Annotated in this window: 13 protein-coding genes and 1 pseudogene; 12 read left to right on the top strand and 2 right to left on the bottom strand. The window is 63.9% G+C overall.

Annotation, left to right across the window (positions count from 1 at the left end; translation table 11 throughout):
- Positions 1-324 (top strand): annotated as a pseudogene (locus AB4068_RS03395) (TasA family protein); the annotation flags it as partial.
- A 141-nt stretch (positions 325-465) separates the two neighbouring features.
- Here AB4068_RS03395 and AB4068_RS03390 read toward each other — a convergent pair.
- Positions 466-2,031 carry a chitinase gene (locus AB4068_RS03390; protein WP_441432658.1) on the bottom strand — a complete coding sequence of 522 codons (1,566 nt, stop codon included), beginning with the start codon at positions 2,029-2,031 and terminating at the stop codon, positions 466-468.
- Positions 2,032-2,249: 218 nt separating this feature from the next.
- Here AB4068_RS03390 and AB4068_RS03385 point away from each other — a divergent pair, with 218 nt between their 5' ends.
- Together AB4068_RS03385 and AB4068_RS03380 are read left to right on the top strand one after the other, a co-directional pair.
- Entirely contained in the window at positions 2,250-4,586 is a 2,337-nt protein-coding gene (locus tag AB4068_RS03385) for a glycosyltransferase family 2 protein (protein WP_441432657.1), read from the top strand.
- Between the two features lie 78 nt (positions 4,587-4,664).
- The gene (locus tag AB4068_RS03380; RefSeq protein ID WP_441432656.1) at positions 4,665-6,155 is read left to right on the top strand and encodes an SDR family oxidoreductase; all 1,491 of its coding nucleotides are present in this window, start codon (positions 4,665-4,667) and stop codon (positions 6,153-6,155) included.
- Here AB4068_RS03380 and AB4068_RS03375 read toward each other — a convergent pair.
- Positions 6,152-6,964 (bottom strand): DeoR/GlpR family DNA-binding transcription regulator, encoded by an 813-nt coding sequence (locus AB4068_RS03375; protein WP_059387214.1) that lies wholly within the window; start codon positions 6,962-6,964, stop codon positions 6,152-6,154. The two genes, AB4068_RS03380 and AB4068_RS03375, sit on opposite strands and share 4 nt — an antisense overlap.
- A 158-nt stretch (positions 6,965-7,122) precedes the next feature.
- Between AB4068_RS03375 and AB4068_RS03370 the strand changes: the two genes are divergently transcribed.
- The 9 genes from AB4068_RS03370 (at position 7,123) to AB4068_RS03330 (ending at position 13,765) form a co-directional block, all read left to right on the top strand.
- Positions 7,123-7,473, top strand: coding sequence for a metalloregulator ArsR/SmtB family transcription factor (locus AB4068_RS03370; RefSeq protein WP_441432668.1), 351 nt, complete (start codon positions 7,123-7,125; stop codon positions 7,471-7,473).
- Entirely contained in the window at positions 7,470-8,183 is a 714-nt protein-coding gene (locus AB4068_RS03365) for an aquaporin (protein WP_441432655.1), read from the top strand. Before AB4068_RS03370 ends, AB4068_RS03365 begins: the two co-directional genes overlap by 4 nt.
- Positions 8,180-8,599, top strand: a complete 420-nt coding sequence (locus AB4068_RS03360; RefSeq protein ID WP_306959068.1) for an arsenate reductase ArsC — start codon at positions 8,180-8,182, stop codon at positions 8,597-8,599. Before AB4068_RS03365 ends, AB4068_RS03360 begins: the two co-directional genes overlap by 4 nt.
- 37 nt (positions 8,600-8,636) lie before the next feature.
- The gene (locus tag AB4068_RS03355; protein WP_441432654.1) at positions 8,637-10,013 is read left to right on the top strand and encodes an NAD(P)-binding domain-containing protein; all 1,377 of its coding nucleotides are present in this window, start codon (positions 8,637-8,639) and stop codon (positions 10,011-10,013) included.
- A 38-nt stretch (positions 10,014-10,051) separates the two neighbouring features.
- On the top strand, positions 10,052-10,474 hold the full coding sequence (locus AB4068_RS03350) for an arsenate-mycothiol transferase ArsC (RefSeq protein WP_441432653.1): 423 nt from the start codon (positions 10,052-10,054) through the stop codon (positions 10,472-10,474).
- Positions 10,475-10,651: 177 nt separating this feature from the next.
- Complete coding sequence (locus tag AB4068_RS03345; protein WP_307053625.1) at positions 10,652-10,993, top strand: DUF5655 domain-containing protein; 342 nt, start codon at positions 10,652-10,654, stop codon at positions 10,991-10,993.
- A 146-nt stretch (positions 10,994-11,139) separates the two neighbouring features.
- Complete coding sequence (locus AB4068_RS03340; protein ID WP_441432652.1) at positions 11,140-11,670, top strand: DinB family protein; 531 nt, start codon at positions 11,140-11,142, stop codon at positions 11,668-11,670.
- 54 nt (positions 11,671-11,724) lie between these two features.
- Positions 11,725-12,372 carry a bifunctional 4-hydroxy-2-oxoglutarate aldolase/2-dehydro-3-deoxy-phosphogluconate aldolase gene (locus tag AB4068_RS03335; protein WP_059387220.1) on the top strand — a complete coding sequence of 216 codons (648 nt, stop codon included), beginning with the start codon at positions 11,725-11,727 and terminating at the stop codon, positions 12,370-12,372.
- A gap of 97 nt (positions 12,373-12,469) precedes the next feature.
- Positions 12,470-13,765, top strand: a complete 1,296-nt coding sequence (locus AB4068_RS03330; protein ID WP_441432651.1) for an MFS transporter — start codon at positions 12,470-12,472, stop codon at positions 13,763-13,765.
- Positions 13,766-13,837 lie beyond the last annotated feature (72 nt).

Genomic DNA, 13,837 nt, shown 5'->3' with positions numbered 1-13,837 from the left:
TCCCCGACCTCCCTGCTGGACACCAACACCACCATGGGCCTGCAGGTCACCGTCGATAACTGCTCCACCGCCTGGACCGAAGCCGGCACCGCCCCCGCCTACACCTACACCTGCTCCGGCACCACCACCAGCGTSCTCGCCTCCCGCCCCGTCATCGGCGCCAACCTCACCCTGGCCAACCTCACCTCGGTCACCGCCGGACACACCGACAACCTCCGCGTCACCCTGACCCTGCCCTCCACCGCAGACAACACCCTGCAGAACCAGAGCAGCACCATCGCCTTCAACTTCACCGGCACCCAGCGCACCGCCACCAACCAGTAACACCCCCACCCAGCCAGCCCTCCGCCGTCGAGCCCCCCATGCAAACGACGGCGGAGGGCCTTCCCGTCGAAACCCCATCGCGAACTGGCAGCAGATGCCCTCAAAAAGCAGAGGGCATCTGCTGCCAGTTCGCGCTTAAGTTCAGGAAGCTGGCGCGGTGGGCGAGGGCGACATGAGCTGGGCCGGGGTCAATTTCGCCCAGGGGGAGTCCGGCGCACCCTGGATTGCTGCCTCCGGGCTGTCTCCCTGGGTCCACCACTTGGCCTCGAACGCGGACCCTTCGAAGACAATGCGGTCGCCCTTGTGATAGATCGTCTCCGGCGCCCATGCCGGGAAAGTTCCCGCAGGCACGGTTGCTTTGGGGCTTGGCCTGTCGCCAGGAAGCACGGGACCCACGAGTTTCCACGGGGTGGCGCCGCCCTGCAGAACGGGGTTGTCCGGGACGTCCGCGCGGGTCCACCATTTTGCCTCGTAGACGCTGCCGTGCCACACCACCCTGTCCGCCGCGGTGTAGGCGGCGTAGCTGCTCCACACCGGATAAGGGCTGGTTGCGGGATCGTCGGTGGTGGGCGTGGCACTGATTGAGGCAGTTGCAGTAGGCGATGGAGCCACAGCCGGCGTAGGCAGCCCTACATCATTGGCAAGCGTGGCCGAAAACAGTTGGGAGCCCTGGACCACCCCGCTGCATCCGTCCGAAACCTTGCTCACATCCGGGTAGTTGGGGCTACACGTCCGGTCCCTGTTCATGGACCACATCGACAACCTACCGAGGCCCTTGTCCTTGACGAAGCTGTTCATGGTGGCGGCATCGTCGAGCGTGAATATTTCGCCGGCAATGTCGTTCTGGCCCACCATGACGGTCAGGCCCAGCTTGCGCCAAAGGGTTTCGCTGCCAAAGTCGGTTCCGGCGTTGCGGTAGAGGGCGGCGAGCTGTCCGTGGGCGGCATCCGCGGCTGATTCCGCGGCCCGGGACATGCTCCAAGCCGCAGGCTTACTGGCGCCGAAATCCATCGTCATGATGTTTACGCCCTCCAGCTCGACGCCGCCCGCGAGGGTATGCGCCACGATGACCTGGCCCTGGCTCGTGAGTCCGTCCGGGTCGGCCGCAAGGGTGAGCCAGACGGCAAGGGGCTTGCCGCTGGCTTTGCGTTCCTTCTGAATGGCGGCGACGGCTTGCGCACGTCGGTCGGCTGCGGCTATGTCGCCCAAGGCGGCGCCTTCGACGTCGAGATCCACCGTTGCGACGTCGTAGCGATCCACGATCTGCCGGTAGGCGCCGGTCAGGGACTTCGTGTCCTTGCAGGAAACTGCGAGTTCATTGTTGTTCATCCCGCCGAAGGAAACCGCCGGGGCCCCTCCAAGCTGGCGGAGCCGGGCGATTCTCCGGTCCAGATCGAGGTCGGAGGCTGCCTGGTCGGGGCTGTACGCCGCACCCCAGGACGGGGCGCAGCCCTGCTTCGGATCGGCGACGACGAAGGACAGCACCACGGCCTTCGCGCTGGGCACTGCTGGATCTTCGAACGCGAACCGCGGCGTCGCCGTCACGTCCACATAGCCGGAAAACACCGAAGGCATGGAGGCCGCGGCGCTGACGTCCTGGACGTTGCGGAGTCCGAGGTAGCCCGCCGTGACCGCCGCCACCACGATGACGCAAAGGATGCCCAAACGCAGGACGGACAGCCGGCGGCCGGGAAAGCGTTTCGACACAGAGATACCCCCAGAGCATTGGAATAGGACTTCGCGGATGTCCGGGAAAGAACTCACTCCGGTGGTGGCTGCGCAGCTTGGCGTAGCATTTCCACGAGTCTTATCCCAACTACGCGTCGTTCGCCTATCATAGGGGCGCACTGTAGTGCGGGCCGTCACATTACGCCTGCATTGTGCCGCGCGTCCGCTGGGGGCGCACGGACGGCGAATGGGGATTCATGTCGGACCAGATCGTGCTGCTACGCCCGGATGACCAGGGAACCGCGGACGGGCAGTCTTCAAAAGCCCGGAAGCGTCAGTGGGGCGCGGAGAAACGCTCTGAACCGCTCTCGATCGTCCACCCAGCACCGTCGCGGCGCAAGATAGTCCTCGGCCGCGTCGGCGTCCTCACCACTGTCCTCGCCTGGCTCGGCTATGTGATCACGACCGTGCTCAAGCAGCTCGTGGACAACCCCGGCGCCGGATTCCGCTTCGGCGCCGAAACCCTCTCCTACTTGGTGGTGGTGTCCTTCCTGACGTTCTCGGCACTGATGTACCTCACCGCCCGCCAGGGCGCCCTGACCCGCTTTCGGGCCCACCGTCGGGTTCCCCGAGGGGAGCTCGACCGGCACTTCTTCGACTACTCCGAGGGCATCACCGTACTGATTCCCTCCTATGCGGAGGAACCGGAAGTAGTCCGCGGCACCATGTGGTCCGCGGTCCTGCAGGAATTCCCGGACCTCAGCGTCGTGCTGCTCCTCGATGACCCACCCTTCCCTGCAGACCCTGACGTGCTCCGCCGCCTCGAAGCCACCCGCGCGCTCGCCGGCCAGATCACGGAAACCCTCAAGGAACCAGCGGCGAGGGTCAACGGCGCCTACGCGAGGTACCGCCGTCGTCGTCGTGATCAAGAAGCTGAACCGGACGCGGGCACCGAAGTTGAGCGGCTCATCGCCGAATACCAATACGCCGCCGAATGGCTCGAAGCTATGGCCGAGACCGAGTCTGTCGAGGACCACGTGGATGAGTTCTTCGTCGATCTGGTCCTCATGGGCCTGGCCCGGGAACTGCGCCTGGTCATCCTGGCCCTGACGGCCGCGAACGCGCAGCGGACCTCGCCTGGCCCGGAACGCATCGCTGAACTGTACGCGCGGCTTACCTGGATCTTCAACGCCCGGGTGTCCACGTTCGAGCGGAAGCGGTTCGCGAGCCTCTCCCACGAGGCCAACAAGGCCATGAACCTGAATGCCTACCTTTCGCTCATGGGCGGGACGTGGCACCCGGAACAGACGGCGGACGGCACCGTCTTGCGGCCCGCAGGAGTCGACGACGGCGATGTGCTGTCCGTCCCGGACACCACCTACGTCCTGACCCTGGACGCCGACTCGATGCTGCTGCGCGACTACTGCCTCCGCCTGGTTCATCTTCTCGAATCCCCGGGCAATGAAAAGGTAGCCGTCACCCAGACCCCGTATTCCTCCTTCCGCGGGGCACCGACCCGGATCGAGCGCATCGCCGGCGCCACCACGGACATCCAGCACATCCAGCACCAAGGCATGACCCAATACGGCGCCACGTTCTGGGTGGGAGCGAACGCCGTGATCCGCAAACGCGCACTGGAAGACATCGTCGAGATCTCGACGGTGGGTGGCTTTGAAGTCAGGACCTACATCCAGGACCGCACGGTCATCGAAGACACCGAGTCCAGCGTGGACCTTGGCAAGCACGGCTGGACCCTGGCCAACTACCCGGAGAGGCTCAGCTACAGCGCCACGCCGCCGGACTTCGGATCGCTCGTGGTGCAGCGACGGCGCTGGGCCAACGGCGGCCTGCTGATCCTGCCGAAACTTTGGGAACAGATCCGCAAGCGCCGTGGGCAGGCCCGGCCGGTTCTCTTCCGCGAGATCCTGTTGCGGGTCAACTACATGGCCTCCATCACCTGGGCGAGCTTCGGGCTGCTGTTCCTCCTCGCGTACCCCTACGACAGCCGCCTCCTCAGCCCCTTGGTCTTCCTCGCCGCCCTGCCCTACTTCCTGGCGATGGGCAGCGACCTGCGGGACTGCGGCCACCGGTTCAGCGACATCTTCCGGATCTACGGCTTCAACCTGGTGCTGCTGCCGGTCAATCTTGCCGGCGTCCTGAAGTCCCTCCAGCAGGCCCTCACGGGAGACAAGATCCCGTTCGTCCRCACCCCGAAGGTCAAGGACCGCACCGCGGCCCCGGCCCTCTATGTCCTGGCTCCGTACTTGATCGTTGCGTTCTCCTTGTTGACCGTCTGGCGCAACTGGCAACTTGGAAACTGGGGCAACGCCGCTTTCGCCGCCTTCAACGCCATCATGGCCGCGGGCGCGATCCGGGCCTATATCGGACTGGCCAACTCCGGAGTGGACATGTACCTTGGCGTGCTGAACTGGCTGTACGTCGAGCCCAAGAAGCCGAAGGCGCTGCCGCCGGCCATCATTCCCAAAACCCCGGAACAGGTCGACTGGGAGTCTCTGCTCTACCACGGTGACCGCCGCCTGAACCGCGACCTCCGCGGCAAGAACGACCGCCGGAAACGGGCCGGATCGGTGTAGGGCTACGCTGGCATAGGGCGTCGGCGTTCCGGCTCAGTAAGGGCATCCGGCTCCGCAAGGTCATTCGGAAGGGGCACAATGAATCCACTTGCAGTGGTATTGGGATCCACCGGCTATATCGGTGGACGGCTCGTTCCCCGATTGCTCGACGCCGGTTACGACGTCCGCGTCCTGGTGCGCCATGCGAACAAGCTCAGGGACGTCCCCTGGGCGGACCGTGTGAACGTAATGATCGGCGACCTCGAGGATGTCGAGTCCTTGCGGGAGGCTTTTACCGGGGCCGACGTCATTTACTACCTGGTGCACTCGATGGGTCCATCCGGCCAGCGGTCTTTTGAACAGACCGAAAGGCTCTGCGCCGGCAACGTAGCACGCGCGGCAGCCGACGCCGGCGCCGGACGGATCATCTACCTGGGCGGACTGCACCCGGAAGGAACGCTCAGCCGGCACCTCCAATCCCGCAAGGAAGTGGGCGACATTTTCCTAGCGGAACCGCGCGTGCCCGCGATCGTCCTTCAGGCCGGCGTCGTGATCGGCTCCGGTTCGGCGTCGTTCGAAATGATCCGGCAACTGACCGAGGTGCTGCCCCTCATGGTGGCTCCGCGATGGGTGCGGAACAAAGTCCAGCCGATCGCGATCCGCGACGTGCTCTATTACCTGGTCGCGGCGGCCGGGCTCCCGGCTTCGCTCAACCGCACCTTCGACCTGGGCGGCCCGGACGTCCTCCGGTACGACGAGATGATGAACGGTTATGCCGCGGAAGCGGGGCTGCGGCGTCGTCCGGTGATTGCACTGCCCGTCCTGACTCCATGGTTGGCATCCCAGTGGGTCAACCTCGTCACCCCCATTCCCCGGTCCTTGGCCGTGCCGCTGATCGGATCCCTGCAGCAGAACTGCGTGGTCGCGGAGCGGGACATCCACCAATACATCGATCCACCCGAAGCCGGGCTGCTTGGATACCGTGAATCGCTTCGCCTGGCATTGGCGCGGGAGACCGGCGGGGAAGTGGAAACCAGCTGGCAGAACTCCTCCGTTCGCGGTGCTCCAAGTGATCCGCTTCCCAGCGACCCGCAGTGGGCCGGCCATCTGGTGTACCAGGACAACCAGCAGCAGCTCACGACGGCGACGCCGCAACAATTGTGGCAAGTCATCGAAGGCATCGGCGGGGACAACGGCTGGTACTCGTTTCCCCTGGCCTGGTCCGTGCGCGGCTGGATGGACAAGATCGTGGGTGGAGTGGGGCTCCGCCGCGGCCGGCTCAGTCCGACCCGCCTGAATACGGGGGACGCGCTGGACTTCTGGCGTGTGGAGCAGATCGACCGCGGCTCGCTGTTGCGCCTCCGCGCGGAAATGAAGGTCCCCGGGCGGGCCTGGCTGGAAATGCGCGCCGAAGAAGCCGAAGGCGGGGCGCTCTACCAACAAAGGGCGATCTTCTTCCCCAAAGGCCTGGGCGGACGCTTGTACTGGCTTGCGGTATTGCCCTTCCACGGCGTCATCTTCAAGGGAATGGCCAACCGAATTACGGCAGCGGCGGCGTCGATGGCGGACGACGATCCGGCCTTGCCTTAGCGGCCGGAACCGTTCGCTGCCGCGACGTACACCGTGACGCCCAATTCTTGGATGTTATCCCGGGTGTCCCGCTCCAGTTCATCGTCGGTGACGACGGCGTCCAGTTGCTCGATCGGCGCGACCCGGAACTTCGCAAAGGTTCCGAACTTGGTGCTGTCCGCCAGCAGGAAGCAGCGCGACGCTGCCTCAAGAGCGGCCAGTTTCATTTCCACCTTGTCCATGGACGGCGTAGTGACGCCGCGAGAGAGGCTCCATGCGCCGGTGCTCATGAAGAACAGATCGATGTTGATGTGCTTGATGGCGTCGGCGGCCATGCGGCCTGAACTTGAAGCGCTGGAAGCATCCACCACACCGCCGGTATGGATGGTCTCAACGTTGGGGTATGCGAATAAAGACGTGACCACGTAAAAATCGTTGGTGACCACCGTGATGTTCTTCCGGGCACCGAGATAGGGGACCACGGACTGGCAAGTTGTACCGGCGTCGAGGAACAAGACCATGTCATCCTCAACGAACTGGGACGCAAGCTCGGCGATTGCTTTTTTCCGAGGCAGCTCTAGCTGAGCCCGTGATTCCCGCTCCCGTGGAGGTTCCTGGCTGGTCCTCTCCGCCAAACGCACGCCTCCCTGGACCGACAACACATGACCGGCATCTTCGAGGGCCGTAATGTCGCGCCGGATGGTCATGTGGGAGACGTTCATGGATTCCGTCAGGCTGCGGATGCTCAGCACTCCCTCGCGGCGAAGCAAGCGAAGAATCTCCTGATGGCGCTGCTCCGGGATCAGGGGAGGTGATGTTGACGAACTCAAGGTTGCTCCTTCGCGGTGACAAACCCATCTTAACAAGTTTTCACACAGTGTTCCGATTTGTGTTTGCCGCCGGAGTCGGGAACCTTCTTGATCGCCGCAGCCTTGCCTTAAACGGCCTTGCCTTAAACATCGACAGATGTGAATATTTACGTGTGTCTATGTCCTTGCAGTTGACGCCCGTCCAGACCGTGGCGTGTTGCTCGCCGCTGTCCCGGGAGCCCTTGTCTGAATCCAAAGCCGAAGGAATCGTGCCGCTGCTGAAAGCGCTGGCCGATCCGGTACGGCTGCGGTTGATGTCCTTGGTGGCGTCCCATGAGGGCAGCGAAGCCTGCGTGTGCGATCTGAACGACGCGTTTGAGCTGTCACAGCCGACCATCAGCCACCACCTGAAAGTCCTGCACGAAGCGGGTCTCCTGGAACGCGAAAAGCGGGGAGTCTGGGTCTACTACCGCGCCCGCACCGACGCGCTGTCCGGCCTGGCGGCCTTGATCGGGGGACAAAGCCAGTGAGCGTTCTGACACGGCGGGCCGTAGCGGAGTTCGTAGGAACTGCCTTCCTGGTTATGGCCGTGGTGGGGTCCGGCGTCATGGCCTCGCGACTGTCCCCGAACGACATCGGACTGGAGCTCCTGCAGAACAGCGTCGCCACTGGCGCCGCGCTCGTGGCGTTGATCCTGGCGCTGCAGCCGGTCTCGGCATCCTTCAACCCGGCGGTCACTTTGGTGGAGCGCGCCCTGGGGATCCTGGATACGCCCACTGCGCTTGCACTGATCGCCGCACAGTTCGTAGGAGGCCTCGCCGGGACAGTGCTGGCCAACCTGATGTTCGGCCTCGACGCCGTGACGCTCTCCACGCATGAACGCGCCGGGGGAGGGCTGTGGCTTGGCGAAGTCATCGCGACCATCGGGCTGCTCTTGGTCATCTTCGGCACCATCCGTTCCGGACGCCCTGAGCGCGTGGCGTTTGCAGTCGGCGGCTACATCACGGCCGCCTACTGGTTCACCAGCTCCACCAGCTTCGCGAATCCCGCCGTGACCGCGGCCCGGACCATTACCGACACCTTCGCCGGCATAGCCCCGGCCTCCGCTCCGGCGTTCATCCTCGCGCAGTTGTTGGGCGGAGCCGTAGGGTTCTTCCTGATCCGTGCCCTGTACCCACGCGTTCCCGCGTTGCCTTCGTCTCTGTCAGCTCCCGCACCCGATCGAAAGGTCCTCTCATGAGCGCTGAAACCGTCAAGAAACCCTCCGTCCTCTTTGTCTGTGTCCACAATGCAGGCCGTTCCCAGATGGCTGCCGCCTTCCTCACGACCCTCGGTGAGGGCCGGATCGAGGTCCGCTCGGCGGGTTCCCAGCCCGCAGACAAGGTCAACCCTGCCGCCGTCGAAGCCATGGCCGAACTTGGCATCGACATGTCCGCCGAAATCCCCAAGATCCTCACCACAGAGGCCGTCAAGGAATCCGACGTCGTCATCACCATGGGCTGCGGCGACGAATGCCCGTACTTCCCGGGCAAGCGCTACGAGGATTGGGTTCTCGAAGATCCGGCCGGCCAGGGGATTGAAGCCGTCCGCCCCATCCGCGACGAGATCAAGACCCGCATCGAGGACCTGATCGCATCCCTTAGCCCTGCTGCGTAGCGCGGGACGCAGGGAGACTGGACAAACCGAGGACAGCATGGATTCAGTGAAGAACCTTCCCATTGCCGTGATCGGCGCCGGACCTATCGGCCTTGCCGCGGCCGCCCACCTCCTTGAACGCGGCTTGGAACCAGTGATCTTCGAAGCAGGCCCGACGGCGGGGGCCGCGATCGAACAATGGCGCCACATCCGCTTGTTCTCACCCTGGCGGTTCAACCTCGACGCCGCTTCCCTCCGCCTGCTCGATGCATCCGGGTGGGAGGCACCGCGCCCCACGGCACTCCCGTATGGCGGGGAGCTCATCGACAATTACCTTGCACCTTTGGCTGCCCTTCCTGCCATCGGCTCCCGCCTCCAGACGGGTGCCCGAGTTGTGGCGGTCACCCGTGCAGGCCTGGACAAGACCCACGTCAGGGACCGTGACACCACGCCGTTCGTTGTGCGGGTCGAGCACGAGGACGGCGAAATCCGCGACCACACCGCGGCAGCCGTCATTGACGCTTCAGGAACCTGGTCCACCCGCAATCCGCTCGGCACCTCCGGCCTGCCCGCCATCGGCGAGAACGCGGCCGCTGAGCGGATCTCCTCGCCCCTTCCCGACGTAGTGGGCCGGGACCGCGCCGCCTTCGCCCGCCGCCGTGTCCTCGTGGTCGGGGCAGGGCACTCGGCCGCGAACACCCTAATCAACCTCGCGGACCTCGCCAAGGAAGAACCAGGAACCACGATCCTCTGGGCGGTCCGGGGCGCCTCCGCGGAGAAGGTCTATGGTGGCGGCGACGCTGACGGTCTTCCCGCCCGCGGCCAGCTCGGATCCCGGCTCCGCCGCTTGGTCGAGGCCGGCACCATCGAACTGCACACCGGCTTCGGCATCAGCACCTTGAAATCCCTGGATACCCATGTGAGTGTCGAAGCCGCCGATGGCCGCACGCTCGACGCGGACGTCGTCGTGCCTTGCACCGGCTTCCGCCCCGACTTGGACATGCTCCGCGAACTCCGACTCAACCTTGACCCCGCCATTGAAGCACCTACAAGGCTCGGCCCGCTGATCGATCCTGAATTCCATTCTTGCGGCACGGTGCCTCCGCACGGCGCGAGGCTTCTGGCGCACCCCGAGAAGGACTTTTACATCGTGGGCATGAAGTCCTACGGCCGGGCCCCGACCTTCCTGCTGGCAACCGGTTACGAACAGGTCCGCTCCGTCGCTGCCGCCCTCGCCGGAGACCAGACAGCCGCTGACACCGTCCAGCTTGAACTGCCCGAAACAGGCGTCTGCTCCACGGACGCCGGCACCAGCTGTGACGTTCCCGCCCAGGAGATTGCATCATCGGAGGACGCCGGCTGCTGCGCGGCTCCCGAGCCGGTCCTCGTCGGGTTCCCCACCGGGCTGACCCACGGACGCTCGGGCGCAGCCTGATGCAAGAATCGGCGATCTCAGATGCAAGAATCACAAGCATGATCGAGTCAATCAAGACCCCGAGCGTCCTGTTCGTCTGCAGCAGGAACGGCGGAAAGTCCCAGTTAGCCGCCGGGCTCATGCGTGACCTTGCCGGAGACGCTGTCGCGGTTCATTCAGCAGGCACCAACCCATGCGAGGCACTGAATCCCGAATCCGTGGAGTCCCTGAGCGAACTCGGCATCGACGTCACCGGCGAGCACCCCAAACCCATCACAGACGACGTGCTCGACGCCGCCGACGTCGTGGTTGTCCTGGGCACCGAAGCCAAACTCGAACGCCACGGCACGGCCCGCGTCCTGACCTGGGAAACCGACGAGCCCTCCGCTCGTGGCATCGAAGGCATGGACCGCATGCGCCTGGTCCGTGACGACATCAAGGACCGCGTCCAAAGGCTCTACGCCGAACTCGTGGAAAACTAGGCCCCCGGCGTTTCTTCGGCCGCCGATTACGGGACAGGCTCCTCCGCCTCGCACACGGCCTCAACCGGTCAACTCCTTGATAGTCACAAGCGGGGCCCGAGGCGCTTTGCGTGAAATCCCGACTAAACCGGGTCCAAGCGAAGGCTCGGAGACAAGCCTTCGCCTTATGCTGGCTGAATGGCACGTACCGCAAGAGAACGCATTGATGGCGATCCCGTTTCCTCGGGCGTTTACGGTGCCCTTCTCGATCAGATTTCTGCGCTTGACGGGTGTGAGCTGCAGGAGAACGCCTCGTCGTTCCATGTCGCTCACGGGCGCGCGTTTCTGGGGATCCATCCCCGCCGAGGCGGGATTCTGGTCAACATTGTTTTGGACAGGCAAATCGAATCTGATCGTGTGCACCGCGCCGAGCGTGTATCTGCTAACCGGTGGCATAACGAAGTCATCCTGAAGGACCCTTCAGAGCTTGATGCTGAGATGCTGGCCTGGATCCGCGAAGGATATGCCCTCACTGCCTGAAACAGGATGAACGCAGGTTCGTTTCCGAGGGCATGAAGCTTTCGCGGGCCCTGCCCCACCGGACCAGATTTGACCGGCCCGCCCGGGCCGAAAAAACTTGACACGATCGGCGTTCCTTCGGCGGTCGATTGCGGGACACTTGAGCCATGGATCCGGGCCGGGAAGCAACCGTCGCCGAATACGGGCGTGCCTGCCTTCAGCTGAAAAGTTGGCTGGCGAACGCGACGCCATCGGATTTGAAGCGCAAGAGCAACGGGACCCGCTGGACCAACGAGGAACTGCTTTTCCACATGGTCTTCGGATACATGATCGTCCGGTCCCTCTTGCCCTTGGTCCGCGTTATGAGTCGCCTGCCCCGATCCTGGGGCAGGGGGTTCGCCGCCGCTTTGAACGCGGGAACCGGCCCGTTCGACTGGGTGAACTATTGGGGTTCCCGGGCGGCCGCCACGGTCTATGACCGGCACCGGATGGGCCGGAAACTCGAAAAGACGATCACGGTACTGGCGCACCGCCTCGAACGCGAATCCCCGGACTCACTGGCCAGATCGATGCCTTTCCCGACCCGGTGGGACCCCTTCTTCACAGCTGACATGACGCTCGCAGATACCTATGCCTATGCCACCAAGCATTTCGACTTCCATGCGAAGCAGCTGAGCCTCCGGCCGCCGAAGTTTTAACAAGTTTTCACAGACTGTTCCAATTTGTGAATATTTGGGGTAATCTCTTAATCAATGTTAACCAAATTTGAAGTACTAGAGACCATCGTCCGCACCGGCGCCTTGCTGATTGCCCGCCTGGACAGTGCCGACGAGGCCTACCGCGTATCTGAAGCGGCCATCGAGGGCGGCATCCGTGCAGTGGAGGTCCCGTTGACTGTTCCCGGTGCCCTGGGAGTCATCGAGCGGCTTGCCGATAAATACGGGGACCAAGGCATCGTGATTGGCGCCGGTACCGTGCTCGACGCAGAAGCTGCTTTTGCGAGCATCTCTGCGGGCGCTCGGCTGTTGGTCAGCCCGCAGTTCAATCCGAAGATGATCGCTGCAGGAAACCGCTACCAAGCCGTCACTGCCAGCGGAGCATTCACCCCCACGGAGGTCGTCAACACCCTCGAAGCCGGGGCGGACATCATCAAGCTGTTCCCCGCTGAACTGGGCGGGCCCTCATATGTCAAGACCATCCTGGCGCCCCTGCCGCAGGCACCCATCATGCCTTCCGGCGGAGTTACGCCCGCGAATGTCGGCGCCTGGTTCGGCGCGGGTGTGACCGCCGTCGGCGTGGGAAGTTTTGTGACAAAGGCGGCCCGGAACGACGGCGACTACGGACTAGTCGCCCGCGCTGCGCAGACCTTCCTCACAGCGATCGACGAAGCCCGGCGCTAACCGAAGCCCGGCGCTAGCCGGCAAGCAAATCCGGCAGGAGCCGGCGAAAGCACAACCCGACAAGGACTGTCGGTCAGAACACAAAGGAGTGAGCTGCATGAGCCAAGCATCAGCAGATATAGACGCCACGGATACCAAGCCCCTGAGGCGCGTGAGAATCAGGTGGTACCTGGTAGCTCTGCTGGTCATCGGCGGGATCGTGAATTACCTGGACCGAAACAACCTGAGCATCGCGAACACCACGATTGCCAAGGAATTCGGCCTTAACGCCCTTCAGATGGGGTTGCTGCTTTCGGCGTTCTCGTGGCCGTACGCTATTGCCAACCTGCCTGCCGGCTACCTTGTGGACAAGTATGGTCCCAAGCGCATGTTCGCCTGGGCCGCCGGACTCTGGTCCATCATCTCGATGCTCTCCGCCCTCGCCAATTCCTTCGGCTTCCTGTACGCCGCCCGTGTGGCCTTGGGTATTTCGGAATCCCCATTCTTCACTTCCGGGCTGAAGGTCGCCGACCGTTGGTTCAACAAGACCGAGCGCGCCCTGCCGGTCTCGATCGTCAACACCGGCTCGCAGATTGCCAACGCCATCGCCCCTCCGCTGCTGACCTTCCTGTTGCTGACCATGAGCTGGCGCGGCATGTTCATCGTCATCGGCGCACTCGGCGTGATCGTCGCCCTCGTGTGGCTCCGCGTCTACCGTGACCCCACGCTCAAGGAACAGTTCCTCATCAAGGGTGCTGAGTTCGAAGAGCAGTCGAAGCCCAAGGAAAAGCAAGCCGGCTGGGGCGAGCTGCTCAAGCAGAAGAACACCTGGTTCATGGTCCTGGGCGCGTTCGGCATCTTCTACACAGTGTGGGTCTACCTCACCTGGTTGCCGAGCTACCTGCAGACCGCCCGTGGCTTCAGCCTCAGCCAGAGTGGCTGGCTCGCGGCCCTGCCGTTCCTCTGCGGCATCATTGGTGTGCTGACCGGCGGCGTGATCTCCAGCAGGGCCATCCGCCGCGGCATTCCTACCGTCACCGCCCGCAAGCTCCCGATCGTCGGAGGCGCGCTCCTCGCCGCCGCAGCCGTCCTGCCCGTTGCCTATGTTGATAACTCCGCACTGGCTATCGTCCTGCTCTCTGTCGGTTACTTCGCCGCCCAAGTGCCGATCGGTGTCCTCTGGACGCTGGCAGCGGACATCGCAGAACCCTCCCAGGTGGCTTCCTTGGGCGCCATCCAGAACTTCGGCGGCTTCCTCGGTGCGGCACTCGCTCCGATCGTCACTGGCTTCATCCTTACCGAAACCGGCGGCAACTACACCATGGTCTTCCTGATTGGCGGAGTCCTGCTGGTGGTGGGCGCACTCTCCTACGGCTTCTTCGTTAAGGACCGCCGGACCACAGTTTCGGCCTAGCCTCGGCGCTGTGGCGGGGACGGCAACAACGCCTACCCGCCACAGCCCTTGACTGAAAGAATTTGATCCAGG

It is taken from the genome of Arthrobacter sp. 2RAF22, from assembly GCF_052115325.1.
In the GTDB taxonomy this organism is placed as follows: Bacteria; Actinomycetota; Actinomycetes; order Actinomycetales; family Micrococcaceae; genus Arthrobacter.
Note: the sequence above shows the minus strand (reverse complement) of the source record. Positions and strands in the feature narration are given on the sequence as shown.

Coding starts and splice junctions, on each gene's coding strand:
- AB4068_RS03340 (WP_441432652.1), top strand. CDS start 11,140: ATGGATCCGGGCCGGGAAGCAACCGTCGCCGAATACGGGCGTGCCTGC.
- AB4068_RS03330 (WP_441432651.1), top strand. CDS start 12,470: ATGAGCCAAGCATCAGCAGATATAGACGCCACGGATACCAAGCCCCTG.
- AB4068_RS03380 (WP_441432656.1), top strand. CDS start 4,665: ATGAATCCACTTGCAGTGGTATTGGGATCCACCGGCTATATCGGTGGA.
- AB4068_RS03335 (WP_059387220.1), top strand. CDS start 11,725: ATGTTAACCAAATTTGAAGTACTAGAGACCATCGTCCGCACCGGCGCC.
- AB4068_RS03370 (WP_441432668.1), top strand. CDS start 7,123: ATGTCCTTGCAGTTGACGCCCGTCCAGACCGTGGCGTGTTGCTCGCCG.
- AB4068_RS03345 (WP_307053625.1), top strand. CDS start 10,652: ATGGCACGTACCGCAAGAGAACGCATTGATGGCGATCCCGTTTCCTCG.
- AB4068_RS03360 (WP_306959068.1), top strand. CDS start 8,180: ATGAGCGCTGAAACCGTCAAGAAACCCTCCGTCCTCTTTGTCTGTGTC.
- AB4068_RS03350 (WP_441432653.1), top strand. CDS start 10,052: ATGATCGAGTCAATCAAGACCCCGAGCGTCCTGTTCGTCTGCAGCAGG.
- AB4068_RS03355 (WP_441432654.1), top strand. CDS start 8,637: ATGGATTCAGTGAAGAACCTTCCCATTGCCGTGATCGGCGCCGGACCT.